The sequence below is a fragment of the Inquilinus ginsengisoli genome, assembly GCF_031453975.1.
Taxonomy (GTDB): domain Bacteria; phylum Pseudomonadota; class Alphaproteobacteria; order DSM-16000; family Inquilinaceae; genus Inquilinus; species Inquilinus ginsengisoli_A.
Window position 1 is genome coordinate 57,289 of the sequence record NZ_JAVDPW010000001.1, and the last position, 19,670, is coordinate 76,958.

The 19,670-nt window shown below is 68.3% G+C and carries 33 protein-coding genes; 28 read left to right on the top strand and 5 right to left on the bottom strand.

Going from position 1 to position 19,670, the window contains the following annotated elements; translation table 11 throughout:
• Window positions 1-75 precede the first annotated feature (75 nt).
• From rpsJ to E9232_RS00405, 23 genes are all read left to right on the top strand, one after another.
• Entirely contained in the window at window positions 76-384 is a 309-nt protein-coding gene (rpsJ, locus tag E9232_RS00295) for a 30S ribosomal protein S10 (protein ID WP_026873858.1), read from the top strand.
• 10 nt (window positions 385-394) lie between these two features.
• Window positions 395-1,153 (top strand): 50S ribosomal protein L3, encoded by a 759-nt coding sequence (gene rplC, locus E9232_RS00300; protein ID WP_309792230.1) that lies wholly within the window; start codon window positions 395-397, stop codon window positions 1,151-1,153.
• Window positions 1,154-1,156: 3 nt separating this feature from the next.
• Window positions 1,157-1,777, top strand: coding sequence for a 50S ribosomal protein L4 (rplD, locus tag E9232_RS00305; RefSeq protein WP_309791379.1), 621 nt, complete (start codon window positions 1,157-1,159; stop codon window positions 1,775-1,777).
• Window positions 1,774-2,100 (top strand): 50S ribosomal protein L23, encoded by a 327-nt coding sequence (locus tag E9232_RS00310; protein ID WP_309791380.1) that lies wholly within the window; start codon window positions 1,774-1,776, stop codon window positions 2,098-2,100. Before rplD ends, E9232_RS00310 begins: the two co-directional genes overlap by 4 nt.
• A 4-nt stretch (window positions 2,101-2,104) precedes the next feature.
• A complete protein-coding gene (gene rplB, locus E9232_RS00315; RefSeq protein ID WP_309791381.1) occupies window positions 2,105-2,929 on the top strand; it encodes a 50S ribosomal protein L2 in 825 nt (274 codons plus the stop codon).
• Window positions 2,930-2,941: 12 nt separating this feature from the next.
• On the top strand, window positions 2,942-3,220 hold the full coding sequence (gene rpsS, locus E9232_RS00320) for a 30S ribosomal protein S19 (RefSeq protein WP_309791383.1): 279 nt from the start codon (window positions 2,942-2,944) through the stop codon (window positions 3,218-3,220).
• A gap of 3 nt (window positions 3,221-3,223) precedes the next feature.
• Window positions 3,224-3,604 (top strand): 50S ribosomal protein L22, encoded by a 381-nt coding sequence (gene rplV / locus E9232_RS00325; RefSeq protein WP_309791384.1) that lies wholly within the window; start codon window positions 3,224-3,226, stop codon window positions 3,602-3,604.
• Window positions 3,604-4,341 (top strand): 30S ribosomal protein S3, encoded by a 738-nt coding sequence (rpsC, locus tag E9232_RS00330; protein ID WP_309791385.1) that lies wholly within the window; start codon window positions 3,604-3,606, stop codon window positions 4,339-4,341. The genes rplV and rpsC overlap by 1 nt, the downstream gene beginning before the upstream one ends.
• 5 nt (window positions 4,342-4,346) lie before the next feature.
• Complete coding sequence (rplP, locus tag E9232_RS00335; protein ID WP_034837008.1) at window positions 4,347-4,766, top strand: 50S ribosomal protein L16; 420 nt, start codon at window positions 4,347-4,349, stop codon at window positions 4,764-4,766.
• 2 nt (window positions 4,767-4,768) lie between these two features.
• Complete coding sequence (gene rpmC / locus E9232_RS00340; protein ID WP_309791387.1) at window positions 4,769-4,975, top strand: 50S ribosomal protein L29; 207 nt, start codon at window positions 4,769-4,771, stop codon at window positions 4,973-4,975.
• Window positions 4,976-4,989: 14 nt separating this feature from the next.
• Window positions 4,990-5,271 (top strand): 30S ribosomal protein S17, encoded by a 282-nt coding sequence (gene rpsQ, locus E9232_RS00345; RefSeq protein WP_309791389.1) that lies wholly within the window; start codon window positions 4,990-4,992, stop codon window positions 5,269-5,271.
• Between the two features lie 2 nt (window positions 5,272-5,273).
• A complete protein-coding gene (rplN, locus tag E9232_RS00350) occupies window positions 5,274-5,642 on the top strand; it encodes a 50S ribosomal protein L14 (RefSeq protein ID WP_026873847.1) in 369 nt (122 codons plus the stop codon).
• The gene (rplX, locus tag E9232_RS00355) at window positions 5,639-5,959 is read left to right on the top strand and encodes a 50S ribosomal protein L24 (RefSeq protein ID WP_309791390.1); all 321 of its coding nucleotides are present in this window, start codon (window positions 5,639-5,641) and stop codon (window positions 5,957-5,959) included. The genes rplN and rplX overlap by 4 nt, the downstream gene beginning before the upstream one ends.
• Before the next feature lie 8 nt (window positions 5,960-5,967).
• Complete coding sequence (gene rplE, locus E9232_RS00360; protein WP_309791392.1) at window positions 5,968-6,507, top strand: 50S ribosomal protein L5; 540 nt, start codon at window positions 5,968-5,970, stop codon at window positions 6,505-6,507.
• 17 nt (window positions 6,508-6,524) lie between these two features.
• Window positions 6,525-6,830 (top strand): 30S ribosomal protein S14, encoded by a 306-nt coding sequence (gene rpsN / locus E9232_RS00365; RefSeq protein WP_309791394.1) that lies wholly within the window; start codon window positions 6,525-6,527, stop codon window positions 6,828-6,830.
• 12 nt (window positions 6,831-6,842) lie between these two features.
• The gene (gene rpsH / locus E9232_RS00370; protein ID WP_309791396.1) at window positions 6,843-7,241 is read left to right on the top strand and encodes a 30S ribosomal protein S8; all 399 of its coding nucleotides are present in this window, start codon (window positions 6,843-6,845) and stop codon (window positions 7,239-7,241) included.
• Window positions 7,242-7,252: 11 nt separating this feature from the next.
• Window positions 7,253-7,786 carry a 50S ribosomal protein L6 gene (gene rplF, locus E9232_RS00375; protein WP_309791398.1) on the top strand — a complete coding sequence of 178 codons (534 nt, stop codon included), beginning with the start codon at window positions 7,253-7,255 and terminating at the stop codon, window positions 7,784-7,786.
• An 11-nt stretch (window positions 7,787-7,797) separates the two neighbouring features.
• Window positions 7,798-8,163, top strand: coding sequence for a 50S ribosomal protein L18 (gene rplR / locus E9232_RS00380; protein WP_309791400.1), 366 nt, complete (start codon window positions 7,798-7,800; stop codon window positions 8,161-8,163).
• 11 nt (window positions 8,164-8,174) lie between these two features.
• On the top strand, window positions 8,175-8,783 hold the full coding sequence (rpsE, locus tag E9232_RS00385) for a 30S ribosomal protein S5 (protein ID WP_309791402.1): 609 nt from the start codon (window positions 8,175-8,177) through the stop codon (window positions 8,781-8,783).
• Complete coding sequence (gene rpmD, locus E9232_RS00390) at window positions 8,776-8,970, top strand: 50S ribosomal protein L30 (RefSeq protein ID WP_309791404.1); 195 nt, start codon at window positions 8,776-8,778, stop codon at window positions 8,968-8,970. Before rpsE ends, rpmD begins: the two co-directional genes overlap by 8 nt.
• 25 nt (window positions 8,971-8,995) lie before the next feature.
• Entirely contained in the window at window positions 8,996-9,505 is a 510-nt protein-coding gene (gene rplO / locus E9232_RS00395) for a 50S ribosomal protein L15 (RefSeq protein WP_309791405.1), read from the top strand.
• A gap of 87 nt (window positions 9,506-9,592) precedes the next feature.
• Window positions 9,593-10,948, top strand: a complete 1,356-nt coding sequence (gene secY / locus E9232_RS00400) for a preprotein translocase subunit SecY (RefSeq protein ID WP_309791407.1) — start codon at window positions 9,593-9,595, stop codon at window positions 10,946-10,948.
• Window positions 10,945-11,532 carry an adenylate kinase gene (locus tag E9232_RS00405; RefSeq protein WP_309791408.1) on the top strand — a complete coding sequence of 196 codons (588 nt, stop codon included), beginning with the start codon at window positions 10,945-10,947 and terminating at the stop codon, window positions 11,530-11,532. The genes secY and E9232_RS00405 overlap by 4 nt, the downstream gene beginning before the upstream one ends.
• Window positions 11,533-11,579: 47 nt before the next feature.
• Here E9232_RS00405 and E9232_RS00410 read toward each other — a convergent pair whose 3' ends face one another.
• Entirely contained in the window at window positions 11,580-12,461 is an 882-nt protein-coding gene (locus tag E9232_RS00410; protein ID WP_309791410.1) for a LysR substrate-binding domain-containing protein, read from the bottom strand.
• 106 nt (window positions 12,462-12,567) lie between these two features.
• Here E9232_RS00410 and E9232_RS00415 point away from each other — a divergent pair, with 106 nt between their 5' ends.
• The 3 genes from E9232_RS00415 (at window position 12,568) to E9232_RS00425 (ending at window position 13,785) form a co-directional block, all read left to right on the top strand.
• Window positions 12,568-12,975, top strand: a complete 408-nt coding sequence (locus tag E9232_RS00415) for a RidA family protein (protein ID WP_309791412.1) — start codon at window positions 12,568-12,570, stop codon at window positions 12,973-12,975.
• Window positions 12,976-12,986: 11 nt separating this feature from the next.
• Window positions 12,987-13,160: a hypothetical protein gene (locus E9232_RS00420; protein ID WP_309791414.1), complete on the top strand. Its 174-nt coding sequence runs from the start codon at window positions 12,987-12,989 to the stop codon at window positions 13,158-13,160.
• Between the two features lie 250 nt (window positions 13,161-13,410).
• Complete coding sequence (locus tag E9232_RS00425) at window positions 13,411-13,785, top strand: VOC family protein (RefSeq protein WP_309791416.1); 375 nt, start codon at window positions 13,411-13,413, stop codon at window positions 13,783-13,785.
• A gap of 13 nt (window positions 13,786-13,798) precedes the next feature.
• Here E9232_RS00425 and E9232_RS00430 read toward each other — a convergent pair whose 3' ends face one another.
• Window positions 13,799-14,815, bottom strand: a complete 1,017-nt coding sequence (locus E9232_RS00430; RefSeq protein ID WP_309791417.1) for a zinc-dependent alcohol dehydrogenase family protein — start codon at window positions 14,813-14,815, stop codon at window positions 13,799-13,801.
• A gap of 135 nt (window positions 14,816-14,950) precedes the next feature.
• Here E9232_RS00430 and E9232_RS00435 point away from each other — a divergent pair, with 135 nt between their 5' ends.
• Window positions 14,951-15,304: a winged helix-turn-helix transcriptional regulator gene (locus E9232_RS00435; protein ID WP_309791418.1), complete on the top strand. Its 354-nt coding sequence runs from the start codon at window positions 14,951-14,953 to the stop codon at window positions 15,302-15,304.
• A gap of 31 nt (window positions 15,305-15,335) precedes the next feature.
• Here the strand turns inward: E9232_RS00435 and phbB are convergent, their stop codons facing one another.
• Entirely contained in the window at window positions 15,336-16,058 is a 723-nt protein-coding gene (phbB, locus tag E9232_RS00440; protein WP_309791419.1) for an acetoacetyl-CoA reductase, read from the bottom strand.
• 127 nt (window positions 16,059-16,185) lie between these two features.
• Window positions 16,186-17,358: an acetyl-CoA C-acetyltransferase gene (locus E9232_RS00445; RefSeq protein ID WP_309791420.1), complete on the bottom strand. Its 1,173-nt coding sequence runs from the start codon at window positions 17,356-17,358 to the stop codon at window positions 16,186-16,188.
• Between the two features lie 129 nt (window positions 17,359-17,487).
• Here E9232_RS00445 and E9232_RS00450 point away from each other — a divergent pair, with 129 nt between their 5' ends.
• On the top strand, window positions 17,488-18,342 hold the full coding sequence (locus E9232_RS00450) for a 2-keto-4-pentenoate hydratase (RefSeq protein ID WP_309791422.1): 855 nt from the start codon (window positions 17,488-17,490) through the stop codon (window positions 18,340-18,342).
• Here E9232_RS00450 and E9232_RS00455 read toward each other — a convergent pair.
• Window positions 18,230-19,588 (bottom strand): dienelactone hydrolase family protein, encoded by a 1,359-nt coding sequence (locus E9232_RS00455; protein ID WP_309791423.1) that lies wholly within the window; start codon window positions 19,586-19,588, stop codon window positions 18,230-18,232. The genes E9232_RS00450 and E9232_RS00455 overlap by 113 nt on opposite strands.
• Between the last annotated feature and the right edge of the window lie 82 nt (window positions 19,589-19,670).

The following is a 19,670-nucleotide window of genomic DNA, read 5'->3' on the forward strand; positions in this document are numbered from 1 at the left end:
TTGGACTGTTCGCGACGTGGGGGCCGGAATGACCCGGTCAGCCACCTCTCGGCAAGAACACTCGGATACAGAACGATGGACAGTCAGAACATCCGTATCCGCCTCAAGGCGTTCGATCATCGCGTGCTCGACCAGTCGACCAGCGAGATCGTCAACACCGCGAAGCGGACCGGGGCTCGGGTACGCGGGCCGATCCCGCTGCCGACGAACATCGAGCGCTACACCGTCAACCGCTCGCCGCATGTCGACAAGAAGTCGCGCGAGCAGTTCGAGATCCGCACCCACAAGCGTCTGCTCGACATCGTCGACCCGACGCCGCAGACGGTCGATGCTTTGATGAAGCTCGACCTTGCGGCCGGTGTCGATGTCGAGATCAAGCTCTGAGGCGGTGACGATGCGCTCTGGATTGATCGCCCAGAAACTGGGCATGACACGAATTTTCGATGCCGAGGGGCAGCACGTCCCGGTCACGGTCCTCAAGCTCGACGGCGTTCAGGTCGTCGCGGTGAAGACCGAGGAGACCGACGGCTACACCGCGGTGCAGCTCGGTGCCGGCAAGGCCAAGGTCAAGAACGTCTCCAAGGGCGTTCGCGGCCACTATGCCAAGGCCGAGGTCGAGCCGAAGAAGAAGCTGGTCGAGTTCCGCGTCAGCACCGATGCGCTGCTGACCGTCGGTGACGAGTTGACCGCCGAGCATTTCGTTGCCGGCCAGGTCGTCGACGTCACCGGCACTTCGATCGGCAAGGGCTTCGCCGGCGTCATGAAGCGTTGGAACTTCGGCGGCCTGCGTGCCACGCACGGCGTGTCGGTGTCCCACCGGTCGCATGGTTCGACCGGTCAGCGCCAGGACCCGGGCAAGGTCTTCAAGAACAAGAAGATGGCCGGCCATCTCGGTGCGGAGCGGGTGACGGTGCAGAACCTCACCGTCGTGACCACCGATGTCGAGCGCGGCCTGATCATGGTCAAGGGTGCGGTCCCGGGCGCCGAAGGCGGCTGGGTGCTGATCCGCGACGCAGTCAAGCGGCCGGCGCCGAAGAACGTCCCGTTCCCGGGTGCGGTTCGCAAGGGTGCCGCCGCGGCGGTCGAGACGCCTGTCGTCGAGGCTCCGGCTGCTGAAGCCCCGGGCGCCGACGCTGCCGGGCAGGAGGGCTAAGCGATGAAGATCGCCGTCAAGACGTTCGACAATGCGGCCGCCGGTGAGATCGAGCTCGATGACTCGGTCTTCGGTCTCGAGGTCCGCACCGATCTGCTCGCCCGCATGGTGAACTGGCAGCTGGCCAAGCGCCGCTCCGGCAACCACAAGACCAAGGGCATCAGCGAGATCAGCGGCACGACCAAGAAGCCCTACAAGCAGAAGGGCACGGGTCACGCCCGCCAGGGTTCGACGCGGTCGCCGCAGTTCCGCGGCGGCGCCCGGATTTTCGGGCCGGTCGTCCGCAGCCATGCGCATGACCTGCCGAAGAAGGTCCGCAAGCTGGCCCTGCGCCACGCGCTGTCCTCCAAGGTCGCCGATGGCAAGCTGGTGGTGGTCGACGCGGTCGTGGCCGACAGCCACAAGACCAAGGGCCTCGCCGTCAAGCTCGCCGCGCTGGGTCTCGACTCCGCGCTGATCCTGGCCGGTGAGCAGGTCGACACCAACTTCGCACTCGCCGTGCGGAACCTGCCGCTCATCGACGTGCTGCCCAGCCAGGGCGCCAACGTCTACGACATCCTGCGCCGCGACACGCTCGTGTTGTCGCGCCAGGCGGTCGAGCAGCTCGAGGCTCGCCTGAAATGATCCGCTCTCGCAAGAAGAAGGCCGAGGCCGCCGTCACCCCGCGGATGTACGACATCATCCGCGCGCCGGTGATCACCGAGAAGGCGACGCTCGCCGCCGGCCACAACCAGGTCGTGTTCAAGGTGCCGCTCGACGCCACCAAGCCTGAGATCCGCACTGCGGTCGAAGGCGTGTTCGGGGTCAAGGTCACCGCCGTGAACACCCTGATCGTCAAGGGCAAGACCAAGCGCTTCCGGGGCATCCCGGGCAAGCGTTCGGATGTGAAGAAGGCCGTCGTGACGCTCGCCGAAGGGCAGCAGATCGACGTGACCACGGGGGTTTGATCCGATGGCTTTGAAGACTTTCAATCCCATCACCCCAGGCCTCCGCCAGCTGGTCCAGGTGGACCGCTCGGGCCTGTGGAAGGGCAAGCCGGTCAAGGTTCTGACCGAAGGCCTGACCAAGAAGGGTGGCCGCAACAACACCGGCCGGATCACCGCCTTCCATCAGGGCGGCGGTCACAAGCGCACCTATCGCATCATCGACTTCAAGCGCCGCAAGCTTGGCGTCGTCGGCACGATCGAGCGCCTGGAATACGATCCGAACCGGACCGCGTTCATCGCCCTCGTCACCTATGAGGACGGCGAGCAGGCCTACATCCTGGCGCCGCAGCGCGTGGCCGCCGGCGACAAGGTCGTGTCGGGCGAAAAGGTCGACATCAAGCCGGGCAACGCGATGCCGCTGCGCAGCATGCCGGTCGGCACCATCGTCCACAATGTCGAGCTGAAGGCCGGCAAGGGCGGGCAGCTGGCGCGCTCCGCCGGCACCTACGCCCAGCTGGTCGGCCGCGACATGGGCTATGCCCAGCTGAAGCTGGCCTCGGGCGAGCTGCGTGTCGTGCGCGGCGAGTGCTTCGCCACGGTCGGCGCGGTCTCGAACCCGGACCAGTCGAACGTTTCGATCGGCAAGGCCGGCCGGAACCGCTGGCTCGGCAAGAAGCCGGTCACCCGCGGCGTCGCCATGAACCCGGTCGACCATCCGCACGGCGGCGGCGAAGGCCGCACTTCCGGTGGCCGCCACCCGGTCACCCCGTGGGGCAAGCCGACCAAGGGTCGCAAGACCCGCAGCAACAAGGCTACGGATAAGCTCATTATCCGTCGCCGCAAGAAGTAAGGGAGAGCGACGGTGGCACGCTCCGTTTGGAAGGGTCCGTTCATCGACGGCTATCTGCTCAAGAAGGCAGACAAGTCGCGCGGTTCGGGCCGGAACGAGATCATCAAGATTTGGTCGCGTCGCTCGACCATCCTGCCGCAGTTCGTCGGCCTGACGTTCGGTGTCTACAACGGCCAGAAGTTCCTGCCGGTGTTGGTCAACGAGAACATGGTCGGCCACAAGTTCGGCGAATTCTCGCCCACGCGGACCTACTACGGTCACGCGTCGGACAAGAAGTCGAAGAGGAAGTAAGCGATGGGCCAGGAGAAGAATCCCCCTCGCCTCGGTGAAAACGAGGCGCGCGCCTTCGCGAAGACGCTGCGCACCAGCCCGCGCAAGCTCAACCTCGTCGCCGAGACCATCCGCGGCAAGGACGCGGCGAAGGCTCTGGCCGAACTCACCTTCTCCCGCCGGCGCATCGCCGTCGACGTGAAGAAGGTGCTGCAGTCGGCCATCGCCAATGCCGAAAACAACCATCAGCTGGACGTCGACAAGCTCTACGTGGCCGAGGCCTATGTGGGGCGGCAGATCGTCATGAAGCGGTTCCATGCCCGTGCTCGCGGCCGTGCGTCCCGCATCGAAAAGCTCTGGTCGAACCTCACGGTCATCGTCCGCGAGCGGCGGGAGACGGCGTAATGGGTCAGAAAGTCAATCCGATCGGCCTCCGGGTCGGCATCAACCGGACCTGGGATTCGCGCTGGTTCGCGACCAAGGACTACGCCGGTCTTCTGCATGCCGATCTGAAGATCCGTGAGTTCCTCGAGAAGCGTCTGGCCCAGGCGGGCATCAGCCGCATCGTCATCGAACGGCCGGCGAAGAAGGCGCGCGTCACGGTCTACACCGCCCGTCCGGGCGTTGTGATCGGGAAGAAGGGCGCCGACATCGAAAAGCTCCGTCAGGAGCTGGCGAAGATGGCGGGCAGCGAGGTCAGCCTGAACATCGTCGAGATCCGCAAGCCGGAGATCGACGCCAAGCTGGTCGCCGAGAACATCGCCAACCAGCTCGAGCGCCGCGTGGCGTTCCGCCGGGCGATGAAGCGCGCGGTCCAGAACGCGATGCGCCTGGGGGCCCAGGGCATCCGGATCAATTGCGGTGGCCGTCTCGGCGGCGCGGAAATCGCGCGCACCGAGTGGTACCGCGAGGGCCGCGTTCCCCTGCACACGCTGCGCGCCGATGTCGACTACGGCACGGCGACGGCCAAGACCACCTACGGCACCTGCGGCGTGAAGGTCTGGGTCTTCAAGGGCGAGATCCTCGCCCATGACCCGATGGCCCAGGACAAGCGGGCGGCCGAAGCGGCCACCGGCCCGTCCTCGGCTCGGCCTGAGCGTGGTGACCGCCGCGACGATCGTCGCGGCCGCCGGGAGGGCTGAGGATCATGCTGAGTCCCAAGCGCACCAAGTATCGCAAGCAGCACAAGGGCCGGATCCACGGCGTTGCGAAGGGCGGCACCACGCTGAACTTCGGCGCCTACGGCCTGAAGGCTCAGGAGCCGGCGCGTCTGACGGCGCGGCAGATCGAGGCGGCCCGCCGCGCGATCACCCGCCACATCAAGCGTCAGGGCCGCGTCTGGATCCGGATTTTCCCGGACGTGCCGGTGTCGTCGAAGCCGGCCGAAGTCCGCATGGGCTCCGGCAAGGGTTCGCCGGAGTTCTGGGCGGCCAAGGTCAAGCCCGGCCGCGTCATGTTCGAGCTCGACGGCGTTCCCGGCGACCTGGCGAAGGAAGCCTTCGCCCTGGCTGCCGCCAAGCTGCCGATCGCCTGCAAGTTCATCGCCCGTCTCGGTGAGGAGGTCTGACCATGGATATCGAAGACGTCCGCGCCAAGACGCCGGACCAGCTGAAGGACGATCTGCTCGCGCTGAAGAAGGAGCAGTTCAACCTGCGCTTCCAGGCCGCGTCGGGCCAGCTCGAGAACACGGCGCGGGTCCGCGTCGTCCGTCGCGACATCGCGCGCATCAAGACCGTCATGGGCCAACGCGGCAAGGATGCCGCGTTGGCCAAGTAAGAGGATTGTGAGCCATGCCGCGGCGCGTGCTCAACGGGACGGTTGTGTCCGACAAGACTGACAAGACCGTCACGGTCCTGGTCGAACGCAACCTGATGCACCCGGTCTACAAGAAGTTCATCAAGCGGACCAAGCGCTACCTCGCCCATGACGAGGCCAACGCTTGCAAGGTCGGCGACCGTGTCTCGATCATCGAGACCCGGCCGATCAGCAAGCGGAAGACCTGGCTCGTCCTGTCCGAGGCCGAGGCCAGTGCCATCGGCACTTCGCCCGCGCCCGCTGTTTCGGGAGCGTAAATATGATTCAGATGCAGACGAACCTTGACGTCGCCGACAATTCAGGCGCCCGTCGGGTGATGTGCATCAAGGTGCTGGGCGGTTCCCACCGCCGGACCGCCACTGTCGGCGACGTCATCGTCGTGTCGATCAAGGAGGCGATTCCGCGGGGCCGCGTGAAGAAGGGTGACGTGCATCGCGCCGTCATCGTTCGGACCGCCAAGGAACTGCGCCGCCCGGATGGCTCGACGATCAAGTTCGACCGCAACGCGGCCGTGCTGATCAACAAGCAGGGCGAGCCGGTCGGCACCCGTATCTTCGGGCCCGTGACGCGCGAGCTGCGGGCCAAGAAGTTCATGAAGATCATCTCGCTCGCCCCCGAGGTGCTGTGATGGCTGCGAAGATCAAGAAAGGCGACCAGGTCGTCGTCCTCGCCGGCCGTGACAAGGGCAAGAAGGGCGAGGTCATCGAAGTCCGTCCGGCCGACGATCGTGTCGTCGTCCGCGGCGTGAACATCGTGAAGCGCCACACCCGCCAGACTGCGAAGACGCAGGGCGGGATCGTTGAGCAGGAAGCGGCGCTGCACGTCTCGAACGTGGCGCATGTCGACCCCACGAGCGGCAAGCCGACCCGTGTCGGCTTCAAGACGCTCGACGACGGCCGCAAGGTTCGGGTCGCCAAGGCTTCCGGCGAAGTGATTGATCGGTGAGGATGGCCATGGCTCGTCTCAAATCCCATTACGACAAGGTCATCCGGCCGAAGCTGAAGCAGGACTTCGCCTATGCGAACGACCTGCAGGTGCCGCGGCTCGAGAAGATCATCATCAACATGGGCGTCGGTGACGCCGTCGCTGACAGCAAGAAGATCCAGGCGGCCGTCGCCGAGCTGACGCTGATCGCCGGACAGAAGCCGGTGGTCACCAAGGCCCGGAAGTCGATCGCGGTCTACAAGCTGCGCGAAGGTATGTCGATCGGCACCAAGGTGACGCTGCGCAGCGATCGGATGTACGAATTCCTCGATCGTCTGGTGAACATCGCCCTGCCGCGGGTCCGCGATTTCCGCGGCCTGTCGGTGAAGTCCTTCGACGGCCGGGGCAACTACGCCCTGGGCATCAAAGAGCAGATCGTGTTCCCCGAAGTCGACTACGACCAGGTCGAAACGGTGCGGGGAATGGACATCGTTATCGTGACGAGCGCGAAGACCGACGATGAGGCGCGTGCGCTTCTCAAGGCCTTCGATTTCCCGTTCGTCAGCTGAACGAGCAAGGATAGATCATGGCCAAGAAGAGCTCGGTCGAGAAGAACAAGCGTCGCGAGAAGCTGGCGAAGGCTTTCGCGGGGCGTCGTGAGCGCCTGAAGGCGATCGCGAACAACGACACCCTGACGATGGAAGACCGTTTCAACGCCCGCCTCAAGCTGGCGGAGCTGCCGCGGAACTCATCGCCTGTCCGCATCCACAACCGGTGCGAACTGACTGGTCGCCCCAAGGCATTCTATCGGCGCTTCAAGTTGAGCCGGATCGCACTGCGTGAGCTGGCCTCGCGCGGGTTGATCCCCGGCATGACGAAGTCGAGCTGGTAAGGAGGACGGATTATGTCGCTTAGTGATCCGTTGGGCGATCTGCTCACCCGTATCCGCAATGGCCAGCGCTCGGGCAAGGCCGTGATCGAAACGCCGGCCTCGAAGCTGCGCGAGAGCGTGCTCGACGTGCTGAAGCGCGAGGGCTACATCCGCGGCTACGAGACCCATGTGGTCAGCCCCGGCATCTCGGCCACCAAGGTCGAGCTGAAATACGCCGAAGGCCAGCCGGTGATCCGCGTCATCGACCGCGTGTCGAAGCCGGGCCGCCGTGTCTATTCGGGCATCAAGGACCTGCCGAAGGTGTACAACGGGCTGGGCATCTCCATCCTGTCGACCCCGCGCGGCGTGATGTCGGATGTCGAGGCCCGCGCCGCCAATGTCGGCGGCGAGATCCTCGCCCGCGTGTTCTGAGGAGACCGGCGATGTCACGTATCGGCAAACACGCGGTCAAGGTCCCGGCCGGGGTCGACGCCTCGGTCTCGGGCCAGGACGTTTCGGTCAAGGGCAAGCTCGGTCAGCTCAAGCTTGCAGTCAACGGCGAGATCAAGGTCTCGCTCGAGGACGGCACCATCAAGGTTGAGCCGAAGAGCCAGTCGCGCCTCGCCCAGACCATGTGGGCGACCAGCCGCACCCTGATCAACAACATGGTGGTCGGGGTCAGCACTGGCTTCACCACCAACCTCGAGATCAACGGCGTCGGTTACCGCGCCGCGGTCCAGGGCAAGGAGCTGGTGCTGACGCTCGGCTTCAGCCACGAGGTGCGTTATCCGATCCCCGAGGGGATCACGATCAAGTGCGAGAAGCCGACCTCGATCGCGATCTCCGGCTTCGACAAGCAGCGTGTCGGTCAGGTTGCCGCGGAAATCCGCGGGTACAAGAAGCCCGAGCCCTTCAAGGGCAAGGGCATCAAGTACGACACCGAGACCGTTCTGCGCAAAGAAGGCAAGAAGAAGTAAGGACGGCCGGGATGACCACCAAGACCAACGAGCTGCGCGAGCGCCGCAAAGGGCGTCTCCGCCACAAGCTGAGCACGGCCCGGTACGGCCGCCTGCGCCTGTCCGTGTTCCGCTCGTCCAAGCAGATCTACGCCCAGGTGATCGACGACCAGGCCGGCAAGACCCTTGCCGCCGCCTCGTCGATCGAGAAGGACCTGCGCGGGTCGCTGAAGACCGGCGCCACCATCGAGGCCGCAGCCGCGGTCGGCAAGCTCCTCGCGGAGCGGGCCAAGGCGGCCGGGGTCGACAAGGTCGTGTTCGATCGTGGGCACTACCTGTATCACGGCCGGGTCAAGGCCCTAGCCGATGCCGCCCGTGAGGGCGGCCTGGACTTCTAAGGAGGACGCGCATGGCACGCGAAAGCAGAGACTCGCGCGGTCCTAGGGATCGCGGCGACAAGCGCCCGAGCGATCGGGAAGCCGGTGATGAGCTGATCGAGAAGCTGGTCTCGATCAACCGCGTCGCGAAGGTGGTCAAGGGCGGCCGGCGCTTCGGCTTCGCCGCCCTGGTGGTGACCGGCGACGGCCGCGGCCGGGTCGGCTACGGCTCGGGCAAGGCCCGTGAGGTTCCGGAAGCCATCCGCAAGGCGACCGAGCAGGCGAAGCGCAGCATGATCCGCGTTCCGTTGCGCGAAGGCCGGACGCTGCATCACGACATCATGGGTCACTTCGGCGCCGGCAAGGTCCAGCTCCGCAGCGCCGCCCAGGGCACCGGCATCATCGCCGGCGGTCCGATGCGCGCCATCTTCGAGGCGCTCGGCGTCCAGGACGTCGTCGCCAAGTCGATCGGCACGTCGAACCCGCACAACATGATCAAGGCGACCTTCGAGGCGCTGCGGATCATCGAGGGCCCGCGGGCCGTCGCTGCCCGCCGCGGCAAGCGCGTCGCCGACATCATCGGCGCCACCACCAACAAGCGTGATGGCGGCGTCGAAGTGGTGGAGGCTGCAAATGGCTGAGGCCAAGGCAACCGTGATCGTCACCCAGATCGGCAGCCCGATCGGTCGTCGCAACGACCAGCGCCAGACGCTGGTCGGCCTCGGCCTGAACAAGCTGCATCGCACCCGTGAGCTGGAGGACACGCCTTCGGTCCGCGGGATGATCGCGAAGGTGAAGCATCTTGTGCGGGTCGAGCAGGCGGGCTGAACCCCGCCGCTCACGAGGAGCGAACATGACGAATCTCAACGATCTTCGCGACAATGCCGGCGCTCGCAAGAAGCGCATGCGCATCGGTCGCGGCATCGGCTCCGGCAAGGGCAAGACCGGCGGCCGTGGTGTGAAGGGGCAGAAGAGCCGGACCGGCGTGGCCATCAAGGGCTTCGAAGGCGGCCAGATGCCGATCTACATGCGTCTGCCGAAGCGGGGCTTCAACAACAAGAAGTTCACCGCGAACTATGCCATCGTCAATCTCGGCCGCCTGCAGAAGGCGATCGAGGCGGGGCGGATCGACGCAGCCAAGCCGCTCGACGCCGAGGCGCTGATCGCCGGCGGGCTGATCGCCAAGGTCCTGGACGGGGTCCGTCTGCTGGCCAAGGGCGAGCTGTCTGCCAAGGTTACGCTGCACATCCACAGCGCCTCCCCGGCTGCCGTGGCGGCGGTGGAGAAGGCTGGCGGGTTGGTCGTGCAGACCAACCCTGCTCCGGTCGAGGCCACCCCCGTTGAAGCCGGGGCGTCGTCCTAGGCTTAACACCGGCGTTCGTCGCGGGTAAAACAGGGGCGGGGACCGCGCACGATCGCAGTCCCCGCCTTTTCTCTTTCGAGGCCGTGCATGGCATCTGCTGCAGAACAGCTCGCTGCGAACCTGAATTTCGGCGCCTTCGCCAAGGCGACGGAACTTCGCAAGCGCATCTGGTTCACGCTTGGCGCGCTGATCATCTACCGGATCGGCACCTATGTTCCGATTCCGGGGATCGACCCCCGCGTGCTGGGGGAAATCTTCGCCCAGCAGGGCGGCGGCCTCCTCGGCATCCTGAATATGTTTGCCGGCGGCGCGCTCGGTCGTATGACGATCTTTGCGCTGAACATCATGCCGTACATCTCGGCCTCCATCATCATCCAGCTGCTCACGGCGGTGTCGCCGTCGCTCGAGACGCTGAAGAAGGAAGGCGAGGCCGGGCGCAAGAAGATCAATCAGTACACCCGCTACTTCACGGTGGTGCTGGCCACGGCGCAGGCCTATGCGCTGGCGGTCGGGCTGGAGAGCGTGCATGGCACGATCGGTCCGGCGGTGGTCGATCCCGGCTGGTACTTCCGCTTCTCGACGGTGGTGACCATCGTCGGCGGCACCATGTTCCTGATGTGGCTGGGTGAGCAGATCACCTCGCGCGGCGTCGGCAACGGCATCTCGCTGATCATCTTCACCGGCATCGTCGCCTCGCTGCCGCACGCCCTGATCCAGATGCTGGAACTCGGCCGCACCGGCGCGATCTCGCCCTTCGTCATCCTGATGCTGCTGGTGCTGTGCGTCGCGGTGATCTTCTTCATCGTCTACATGGAGCGGGCGCAGCGAAGGCTTCTGGTGCAATACCCCAAGCGCCAGGTCGGCAACCGGATGTTCGGCGGCGAAAGTTCGCACCTGCCGCTCAAGCTCAACACCTCGGGCGTCATTCCGCCGATCTTCGCGTCCTCGCTGCTGCTGCTGCCGGCGACGCTGATCGGCTTCGCCGGGGCCGGCAGCGCCGAAGGCGCCGGCGGCTGGATCGCCTGGATCGCCGGCCAGCTGGCGCATGGCCAGCCGCTGTTCATGGGCCTCTACGCCGCCCTGATCATCTTCTTCTGCTTCTTCTACACCGCGATCGTCTTCAATCCGGAGGAGACGGCCGACAACCTGAAGAAGTATGGCGGCTTCATCCCCGGCATCCGCCCGGGCAAGTCGACCGCCGACTACATCGACTACGTCCTGACCCGGATCTCGGTGATCGGTGCCGGCTATCTGACGATCGTCTGCCTGCTGCCCGAGTTCCTGACGTCGAGCTACTCGATCCCGTTCTACTTCGGCGGGACCAGCCTGCTGATCGTCGTCACCGTGACCATGGACACGGTGGCCCAGGTGCATTCGCATCTCCTGGCCCATCAGTATGAAGGGCTGATCAAGAAGTCGAAGTTGCGGGGGAGTCGCCGATGAACCTGATCCTGTTGGGCCCGCCCGGTGCGGGCAAGGGAACTCAGGCGAAACGGCTGGAGGAGCGCTACGGGCTGAAGCAGCTCTCGACCGGCGACATGCTGCGGGCGGCGATCGCCGCCCGCACGCCGCTCGGCCAGCAGGTGCAGGAGATTCTGGACCGGGGCGACCTGGTCACCGACGCGGTCATGCTCGACATGATCGCCGAGCGGATCGCCCAGCCGGATTGCGACCGTGGCTTCATCCTCGACGGCTTCCCGCGCACCGTGCCGCAGGCCGAGGGGCTGGACGAGATGCTGGCCCGCCACGGCAAGTCGCTGGCCGTGGTGATCGAGATGCGGGTCGACGAGGCGGCGCTGTTCACCCGCATCGCCAACCGCGCAGCGCTGTCGACCGAGAAGCGCGCCGACGACACCGAGGAGACGCTGCGCAAGCGCCTCGGCATCTATCGCGAGCAGACCGCGCCGATCATCCCGTACTATCGGGACAAGGGGCTGCTGAAGGTGGTGGACGGCATGGCCGAGATGGATGCGGTGACGCACCAGATCGAAACCATCCTCGGCTTCCAGCCGGCATCGGCGACCTGACCGGCTCAGCCGGACGGGGTTGGGGGCGGCCCTCGGGCCGCCTTTTTTTATGGCCGGGCCGCGGCCAGGATCCAGTCGCGGAAGGCCCGGATCTTGGGCCGGTGGCGCTGGTCCGCGGCATGGACCAGCCAATAGCCCTTGCCGCGGTCGACCACGACCGGGAAGGGCGCGACCAGCCGGCCGGCGGCGAGGTCCTCGGTGAAGAAGTCCGGCGTCACCAGGGCCGCCCCCATCCCGGTCGCCGCCGCCTGTGCGGACGCCACTTGGCTGTCGAAGCGCGGCGCCGGTTTCCGCATCGATTCGGGCGCCCGCACCCCGACGGCATCGAACCAGGCATCCCAGCTCATGGTCATGCCGATCAGCGGTAGCGACAGCACATCCGCCGGCCTGCGCAGCCCGGCCGCCAGCCGGGGGGCCACGACGCAGGCCAGCCGGACCTCCAGCAGCCTGTGCGCGGCCAGGGCCGGGGGAAAGCCGCCCGGGCCGCTGCGGATCTCGACATCGGCGGTCAGCCGGTCGTCGGTCCGGTCGCCGAGTTCGGTGCTGGTGGCCAGCTTGATCGCGATGTCCGGATGGGCCGCCTGGAAGGCACCGAGCCGCGGCGCCAGCCAATGGGTGGCGAAGGTCGGCACCGAGGCCACGGCGAGGGCATGGGCGGCAGCGCCGGTCTCGCCCCCGACCGCGGCGCGCAGCCGGCCGAAGGCGTCGACCACCTCCACCGCCAGCCGCTCTCCGGCCTCGGTGAGGGCCAGGCTGCGACCGCGCCGGATGAACAGCGGCGTGCCCAGCCGCTGCTCCAGCCGATTGATGTGATAGCTGACGGCGGCCTGGGTCAGCCCCAGCTCGGCCGCGGCACGGGTGAAGCTGCCATGCCGGGCCGCGGCTTCGAAGGCGTTCAGGGCGGGCAGCGGCAGCGCGTCGTTCGGCATGCCCCAGTATAAGCGTCGCTTATCGATGGTGGCGAGGTCCTGCGTGGTTCGGCGGGGACGCCCGGCGCATCGTCCGGCCGATCCCACCGCCGTGAAAGGCCCGCCGATGCCCGCCGAATCCTTGAGCTTCCTCAACCCCGGCACCATGCCGCCGCCGAACGGCTATTCCCAGCTGGTCGTGGTGCCGCCGGGCGCCCGGCTGGCCTATGTCTCGGGCCAGGTCGGCCTGCGTCCGGACGGCACCCTGGCCGGTCCGGATTTCGCCAGTCAGGCGACCCAGGCCTTCGAGAACGTCCGGGCCGCACTGGCCGCGGCCGGCAGCGGCTTCGAGCATGTCATCCGGCTGGGCATGTTCGTCACCGACTTCGCCGCGCAGGGGCCGACGCTGCGGCAGGTGCGCGACCGCTACGTCAATCGTGCGGCGCCGCCGGCCAGCACGACGCTGCAGATCGACCGCTTCTTCCGCGACGGGCTGCTGTTCGAGCTCGACATCGTCGCCATCGTGCCGGCGTGAGGGCGGGCCCGATGTCGATCGCCCTGCCTGCCCGGATGCTGCAACTCCTGCGCCGCCTGGCCGGGGACGTCCCGCGCCCGACCCGGCGGCCGCCGCACGACCGGCTGCGGCCGGACGACCTCTCGGCCCACCTGCGCATCGATATCGGCGTCGAACCGAAGCGCCGCGTCGACAGAGAGATTTGACGCCCGTTTTGGTCGGCCGTATCGTGCCGCCGTCGAAAAAGGCAGGACCGGTTGTTGGTAGGCCCGGTCCCTTCCGTCCCGCGGTGTGAGCAGGGGGGCGGAAGTCTGTTCCGTGCCCCGCCTGACCGGTGGGGCGCGAGGACCCGCGACGAGGATCCCGGCAGCGCTGCCGGGGGCTCGGGCGGGTGTGTCGGAACGCCGTGGTTGGCGATCGCGATCTTCCCGGGCCGCAACCCCGAAGGAGATCGCCATGCGCCTCAACCATCTCGACCTCGCCGTGCCGGACGTCGCTCTGGCCCGGGACTTCTTCACCAGCCATTTCGGCCTGCACCATCGCGAGACCCTGGGCCGTGACGGGCTGGCGATCCTGGCCGACGACGGCGGCCTCGTCCTGGTGCTCAGCCGCTGGCGCAAGCAGGGCGCGGCAGCCTATCCCGACGGCTTCCACATCGGCTTCCTGGTCGAGACCAGGGAGGAGGTCGATGCCCAGTATGAGCATCTGGCCGCGGCCGGGGTCGAGGTCCAGCCGCCCTCGGCGATGCGTGGCGGCTGGATGTTCTACCTCACCGGCCCGGGCGGGGTGCTGATCGAGGTCAGCTGGCGGCCGGCCCCGGCCGGGGACTGAAGGCCCCTCAGCGTCAGCCGATGGCGATCACGATCTTGCCGACATGGCCGGCGGCCTCCAGGTGGCGATAGGCGTCCTTCGCCTGCTCGAACGGAAACACCCGGTCGATCACCGGCCGGATGCCGGCTAGCGCGATGTGCCGGTTCATCGCCTCGAACATCTGGCGGGAGCCGACATAGAGGCCGCGCAGCGTGACCGAGCGGCCGATCAGCGGCGTCGGCTCGAATGGGGTGCCGGCGGTCAGCACCCCGATCAGGGACACGCTGCCGCCGATCCTGGTGGCGGCGATCGACCGCGGCACCGTGCCGGCGCCGCCGACCTCGACCACATGGTCGACGCCGCGGCCGCCGGTCAGGCGCAGCACCTCCCGCTCCCAGTCGGGATGGCTGCGGTAGTTGATCAGTTCGGCGGCACCCAGCGCCTTCGCCTGTTCCAGCTTGGCGTCGCTGGAGGAGGTGGCGATCACCCGGGCGCCGGCGGCGCGGGCGAATTGCAGCGCCAGGATCGAGACCCCGCCGGTGCCCAGCACCAGCACCGTCTCGCCCGGCTGCAGCGGCTGCGCGCCATGGTACAGCGCGTTCCAGGCGGTGACCCCGGCGCAGGGCAGGGCGGCCCCCTCCTCGAATGACAGCCCCTCGGGCAGGTGCACCAGCCCGTCCTGGTCGAAGACGCGGTATTCGGCCAGGACGCCATGCGCCGCGCCGCCCAGGGCGCTGGCGGGGTCGGCCGGGTCGATGCCGCCGCCGATCCAGCTCTGCATGAAGATGCCGGCGACACGGTCGCCGACCTTGACGCGGGTGACCTCGGGGCCGACCGCCACCACCTCGCCGGCGCCGTCCGACAGCGGCACCAGGTCCGGCAGCGCGTCGCCGCGGCCGTAGCGGCCGGTCGCCACCATCAGGTCGCGGTAGTTCAGCGACGCCGCGCGCAGCCGGACCAGGGCCTGGCCGCGGCCGGGCACAGGAGTCTCGGCCTCGGCGAGGGTCAGGTTGTCGATGCTGCCGATGCGGGGAAAGCGATAGAGGCGCATGGCTCCAGGTCTCCGAATATCGTGGCTTGCCGCCGGGCTGACGGCCTGGGCGTCATGTTGCGGCTTGCAGGCCTTCACGCAAGAAGGCAACATTTCTTGCCATAGGATACTCTTTTGCACCCATGGGAGAGAGCGATGTCGCCACGAGATCAGGCCCGGCGATCCTATGGCTGCGCGGTCGAAGTCACGCTCGCCGTCATGGGCGGCAAGTGGAAACCGGTGATCCTCTACCAGCTGCTGAACGGGCCGCGGCGCTTCGGTGAGCTGCGGAAGCACTTCGTTGGTGTGTCGCAGCGGTCGCTGACGCTGCAGCTACGCGAACTTGAGGCCGACGGCATCGTGCACCGCCAGGTCTTCGCCGAGGTGCCGCCGCGGGTGGAGTACTCCCTGACCGAGTACGGCCGCACCCTGGCCCCGGTGCTCGACGCCATGAGGGCCTGGGGCCAGAGCTTCCGGGAGCGGGTGGAGGGAATCGCGCAGGCAGCCTAGGGGCCGGCCGGGGGCTGCCGGCCCCGCCGGCTCAGTACATGTGCTGGCCGCCGTTGATCGACAGGGTCGACCCGGTGATGAAGCCGCCCTCGTCATCGACCAGGAACAGCACGCCGCGGGCGATCTCCGACGCCTTGCCCAGCCGGCCGACCGGCACCCGGGCGACGATCTTCTCCAGCACGTTCGGCGGCACGGCGCGGACCATGTCGGTGTCGATGTAGCCCGGCGCGATGGCGTTGACGGTGATGCCCTTGCCGGCGCCTTCCTGGGCCAGGGCCTTGGTGAAGCCGTGGATGCCCGACTTGGCGGCGGCGTAGTTCACCTGGCCGTACTGCCCGGCCTGGCCGTTGATCGAGCCGATGTTGACGATCCGGCCGAAGCTGCGCGCCCGCATGCCGTCGATGACGCAGCGGCACATGTTGAAGCAGGAGCCGAGATTGGTGTCGATCACCGCATCCCAGGCGTTGCGGTCCATCTTGTGGATGGTGCCGTCGCGGGTGATGCCGGCGTTGTTGACCAGGATTTCGACCGGGCCGAGCTCGGCCTCGATCTTGGCGATCGCCGTCTCGCACTGGCCGAAATCGGCGACGTCGAACTTGTAGACGGCGATGCCGTGCCGCTCCGAGAAGCTGCGGGCCGCCTCGTCGTTGCCGGCATAGGTCGCGGCGACCTTATAGCCCTTTTCCTTCAGGGCGAGCGAGATCGCCTCGCCGATACCTCTCGTCCCGCCGGTCACAACCGCTACACGTGCCATGTGACGTCCTCCCAGGGTTGGATTGATGGGCCGCCGGCCGCGACGAGGATTCGGCGGGCGGCCCGGGAAATCGGCGGAATGCCGCTTCGGCCGGTCTGCGCCGGCCTCAGCGTTCCACGCAAAGCCCTCAGCGTTCGACGCAGAGGGCGATGCCCATGCCGCCGCCGATGCACAGGGTGGCGAGGCCCTTCTTGGCGTCCCGCCGGCCCATCTCGTAGAGCAGGGTGGTCAGGATCCGGGCGCCGGACGCGCCGATCGGGTGGCCGATGGCGATGGCGCCGCCATTGACGTTCACCTTGGCCGGGTCCCAGCCCATGTCCTTGTTCACGGCGCAGGCCTGGGCGGCGAAGGCCTCGTTGGCCTCGATCAGGTCCAGCTGCCCGGCCGACCAGCCGGCCTTCTTCAGCGCGGCGCGGCTGGCCGGGATCGGGCCCGAGCCCATCACCGCGGGGTCGACGCCGGCCGTGGCCCAGGAGGCGATGCGGGCCAGCGGGGTGATGCCGCGGCGCTGCGCCTCCTCCTCGGTCATCAGGATCAGCGCGGCGGCGCCGTCATTGAGGCCGGAGGCGTTGCCGGCGGTGACCGTGCCTTCCTTGTCGAAGGCCGGGCGCAGCTTGGCCAGCACCTCGATGGTGGTGTCGGGCTTCAGGTACTCGTCGGCATCGATCACCACATCGCCCTTGCGGCCCTTGACCGTGAACGGCGTGATCTCGTCCTTGAAGCGGCCCTCGCGCTGCGCCGCACCGGCCTTCTGCTGCGACGCCAGGGCGAAGCGGTCCTGGTCCTCGCGGCTGATCTGCCACTGCCGGGCCACGTTCTCCGCGGTGTTGCCCATGTGGTAGCCGTTGAAGGCGTCCCACAGCCCGTCGCGGATCATGGTGTCGACCATCTTGGCGTCGCCCATCTTGGTGCCGGCGCGCAGATGCAGCGCATGCGGCGCCAGCGACATGCTCTCCTGTCCGCCGGCGACCACGATGCTGGCATCGCCCAGGGCGATCGCCTGGCTGCCCAGCGCCACGGTGCGCAGGCCGGAGCCGCAGACCTGGTTGATGCCGTAGGCGGTGGCTTCCTTGCGGATGCCGGCGCCGATCGCCGCCTGGCGCGCCGCGTTCTGGCCGACCGCGGCGGTCAGCACCTGGCCCAGCACCACCTCGTCGACCTCGGCGGCGTCGACCTTGGCCCGGCCCAGCGCCGCGGTGATCGCGGCGATGCCCAGCTCATGCGCCGGGATGGCGGCGAAAGCGCCGGCGAAGGCCCCGACCGGCGTGCGCGCGGCTGCGGCGATGACGACGTTGGCCATGAAGGCGTTTCCTCTGCTGTTCGGCGCGGTCGGCCGCACCGGTGGAAATTGCGTTAGGATGACGATAGCCACGGCGCTTCCGCCAGCGCAACCGCCACGGAAGCGCCCAACCGAAAGGGAGCGGGATCGATGCGCAAGGCGATGCAGTGGGCGTTGGCGCTGGCCGCGCTGATGGGAACGATGCCAGCGGTGGCGGCCGAGGATTGCGCCGCGACCGCGGCACGGCTGGCTGAGGCCTGGCGAGCCAAGGCGCCGGTGACCGGCCTGTCCGGCATCGACGCCGCCACCGCCGCCTGCGTCCAGAAGACGCTGGTGCAGGACCTGGCCGCCGATGCCGGGCAGCCGGTCGGCTACAAGGTCGGCCTGACCAGCCAGGCGATGCAGGACCGGCTGGGCGTCGGCCATCCCGTCTCCGGCGTGCTGCTGGGCGGCATGCTGCGCGAGCCGATCACGCCGATCCCGGCCGATTTCGCCGCCCGCCCGATGGTCGAGGCCGACCTGGTCGCGGTGATCGGCGACGACGGGGTGAACCAGGCGAAGACGCCGGGGGAAGTGCTGGCCCATCTCGCGGCGCTGCAGCCCTTCATCGAGCTGTCCGACCTGGTGCTGGCGCCGACCGAGAAGCCGACGGCCGAGGCGATCACCGCGATCAATGTCGGCGCCCGGCTCGGCGTGCTCGGTCCGGCGATCCCGATCGAGCCAAGTCTGGCCGATCGGCTGGCGACGATGAAGGTCTCGTTGACCGACGAGACCGGCAAGGTGCTGACCGAGGCGCCGGGCTCTGCCGTCCTGGGCAATCCGCTGAACGCGGTGATCTGGCTGGCGCAGGATCTGGCGGCCCGGGGCGAAGCGCTGCAGCCGGGCCAGCGGGTCAGCCTGGGGTCTTTCGGCGCGCCGACGGGGCCGACGCGCGGCGGGGTGGTGACCCTGCGCTACGACGGGCTGCTGCTCGCGCCCGTGACGCTGGTCGTGAGGTTCGAATAGCGTCGGCCAGCCAGCCCGCCAGCGGTCGCCAGACCTGGGTCTCGGCGGTGCCGCCCACCACCATGCCGATATGGCCCAGCGGCGGCTCGATCCGCTCGGCGCCGGGCATCGTCTCGGCCAGGGCCCTGGCGCTGGCCGGCGGCACGATGCGGTCGCGGGCCGGGATCAGGTGCAGGCTGGGCATGCGGATCGCCTCCGGCCGCACCGGGTCGCCGTCGACCCGCCACAGGCCGCGGCCCGGCATGTTCTCGCCGTACCAGCCGGCCAGGCATTCCAGCGCCACCGGGCCCGGCAGCGGGATGCCGTCGTTCAGCCAATCCTCCAGCGCGACGAAGCGCGCCGCCTCCGGCGAGGCCGGGTCCAGCCGGCCGAAGGCGCTGAACTTGCGCAGCGCGGTCAGCGGGTCGAGGGTGGCGAACAGCGCCTGGATGCCGTCGACCGGCAGCACGCCGAGCGAGGCGACGATCGGCAGACTGGCCGCTGCCGCCATCCGGCCGATTTCGGCCTGGTGCGGCGCGCCGGCATGGAAGTCCCACGGGGCAGCGAGGAAGGCGGTCCCGGCGATGTCGGCACCCCGCCGCGCCGCCAGCGCTGCCGCCAGCGTGCCGCCCATGCAGTAGCCGAGCAACCCGACCGGCCCTGGGGCTACGGCCCGCACCGCGTCCAGCGCCGGCTCCAGCCGCCGGGTGACGATATCGCTCAGGGTGAAGTCGCGCTCCTCGCCCTGCGGCACATCCCATTCCAGCAGCAGCGGCCTCAGGCCCTGCGCCGCCAGGAAGCGCAGCAGGCTGCGCTCCGCGGTGAGGTCCAGCACATAGGCGCGGTTGACCAGGGACGGCACCACCAGCAGCGGCAGGCCGCCGGCTGGGCCGTAATCGCGCAGCCGGGCCGACCCGGCCTGCCACAGCACGGGCGGATCCGGCAGGTCGCGGCTGTAGGCGTGGTGGGTGTAGCGCTCCAGCCCGGTCAGGAAGGCGGCGGCGCGGCGCGTCGCCTCCGCCGTCAGGGTCGCGACGGCGGCGTCAGGTGCCAGGCTTGCGAGGCGTTCGGCGGCGCGGCGCAGCGGCTCCGGCCAGGGCGGATTCGAGCTGGGCGACACGCTGTTCCAGAGCGGCAAGGCGGCGATCCCGCTCGTCCAGCTCAGGGCGGCCGCGCCCAGGTGCAGCGGCAGCGGCCGGGGGCCTAGCCTTGTCATCGCCGCCGGCTCCGGCCGCGCCGCCCAGCCCTGCCAGCCAGCGCGATGCATGGGCCGGGTCGAACAGGGCGGCCCAGCCTCGCAGCGTCTCGGGATCGGTCAGGGTTGCGGTCCAATGCTCTTGCCAGAGATC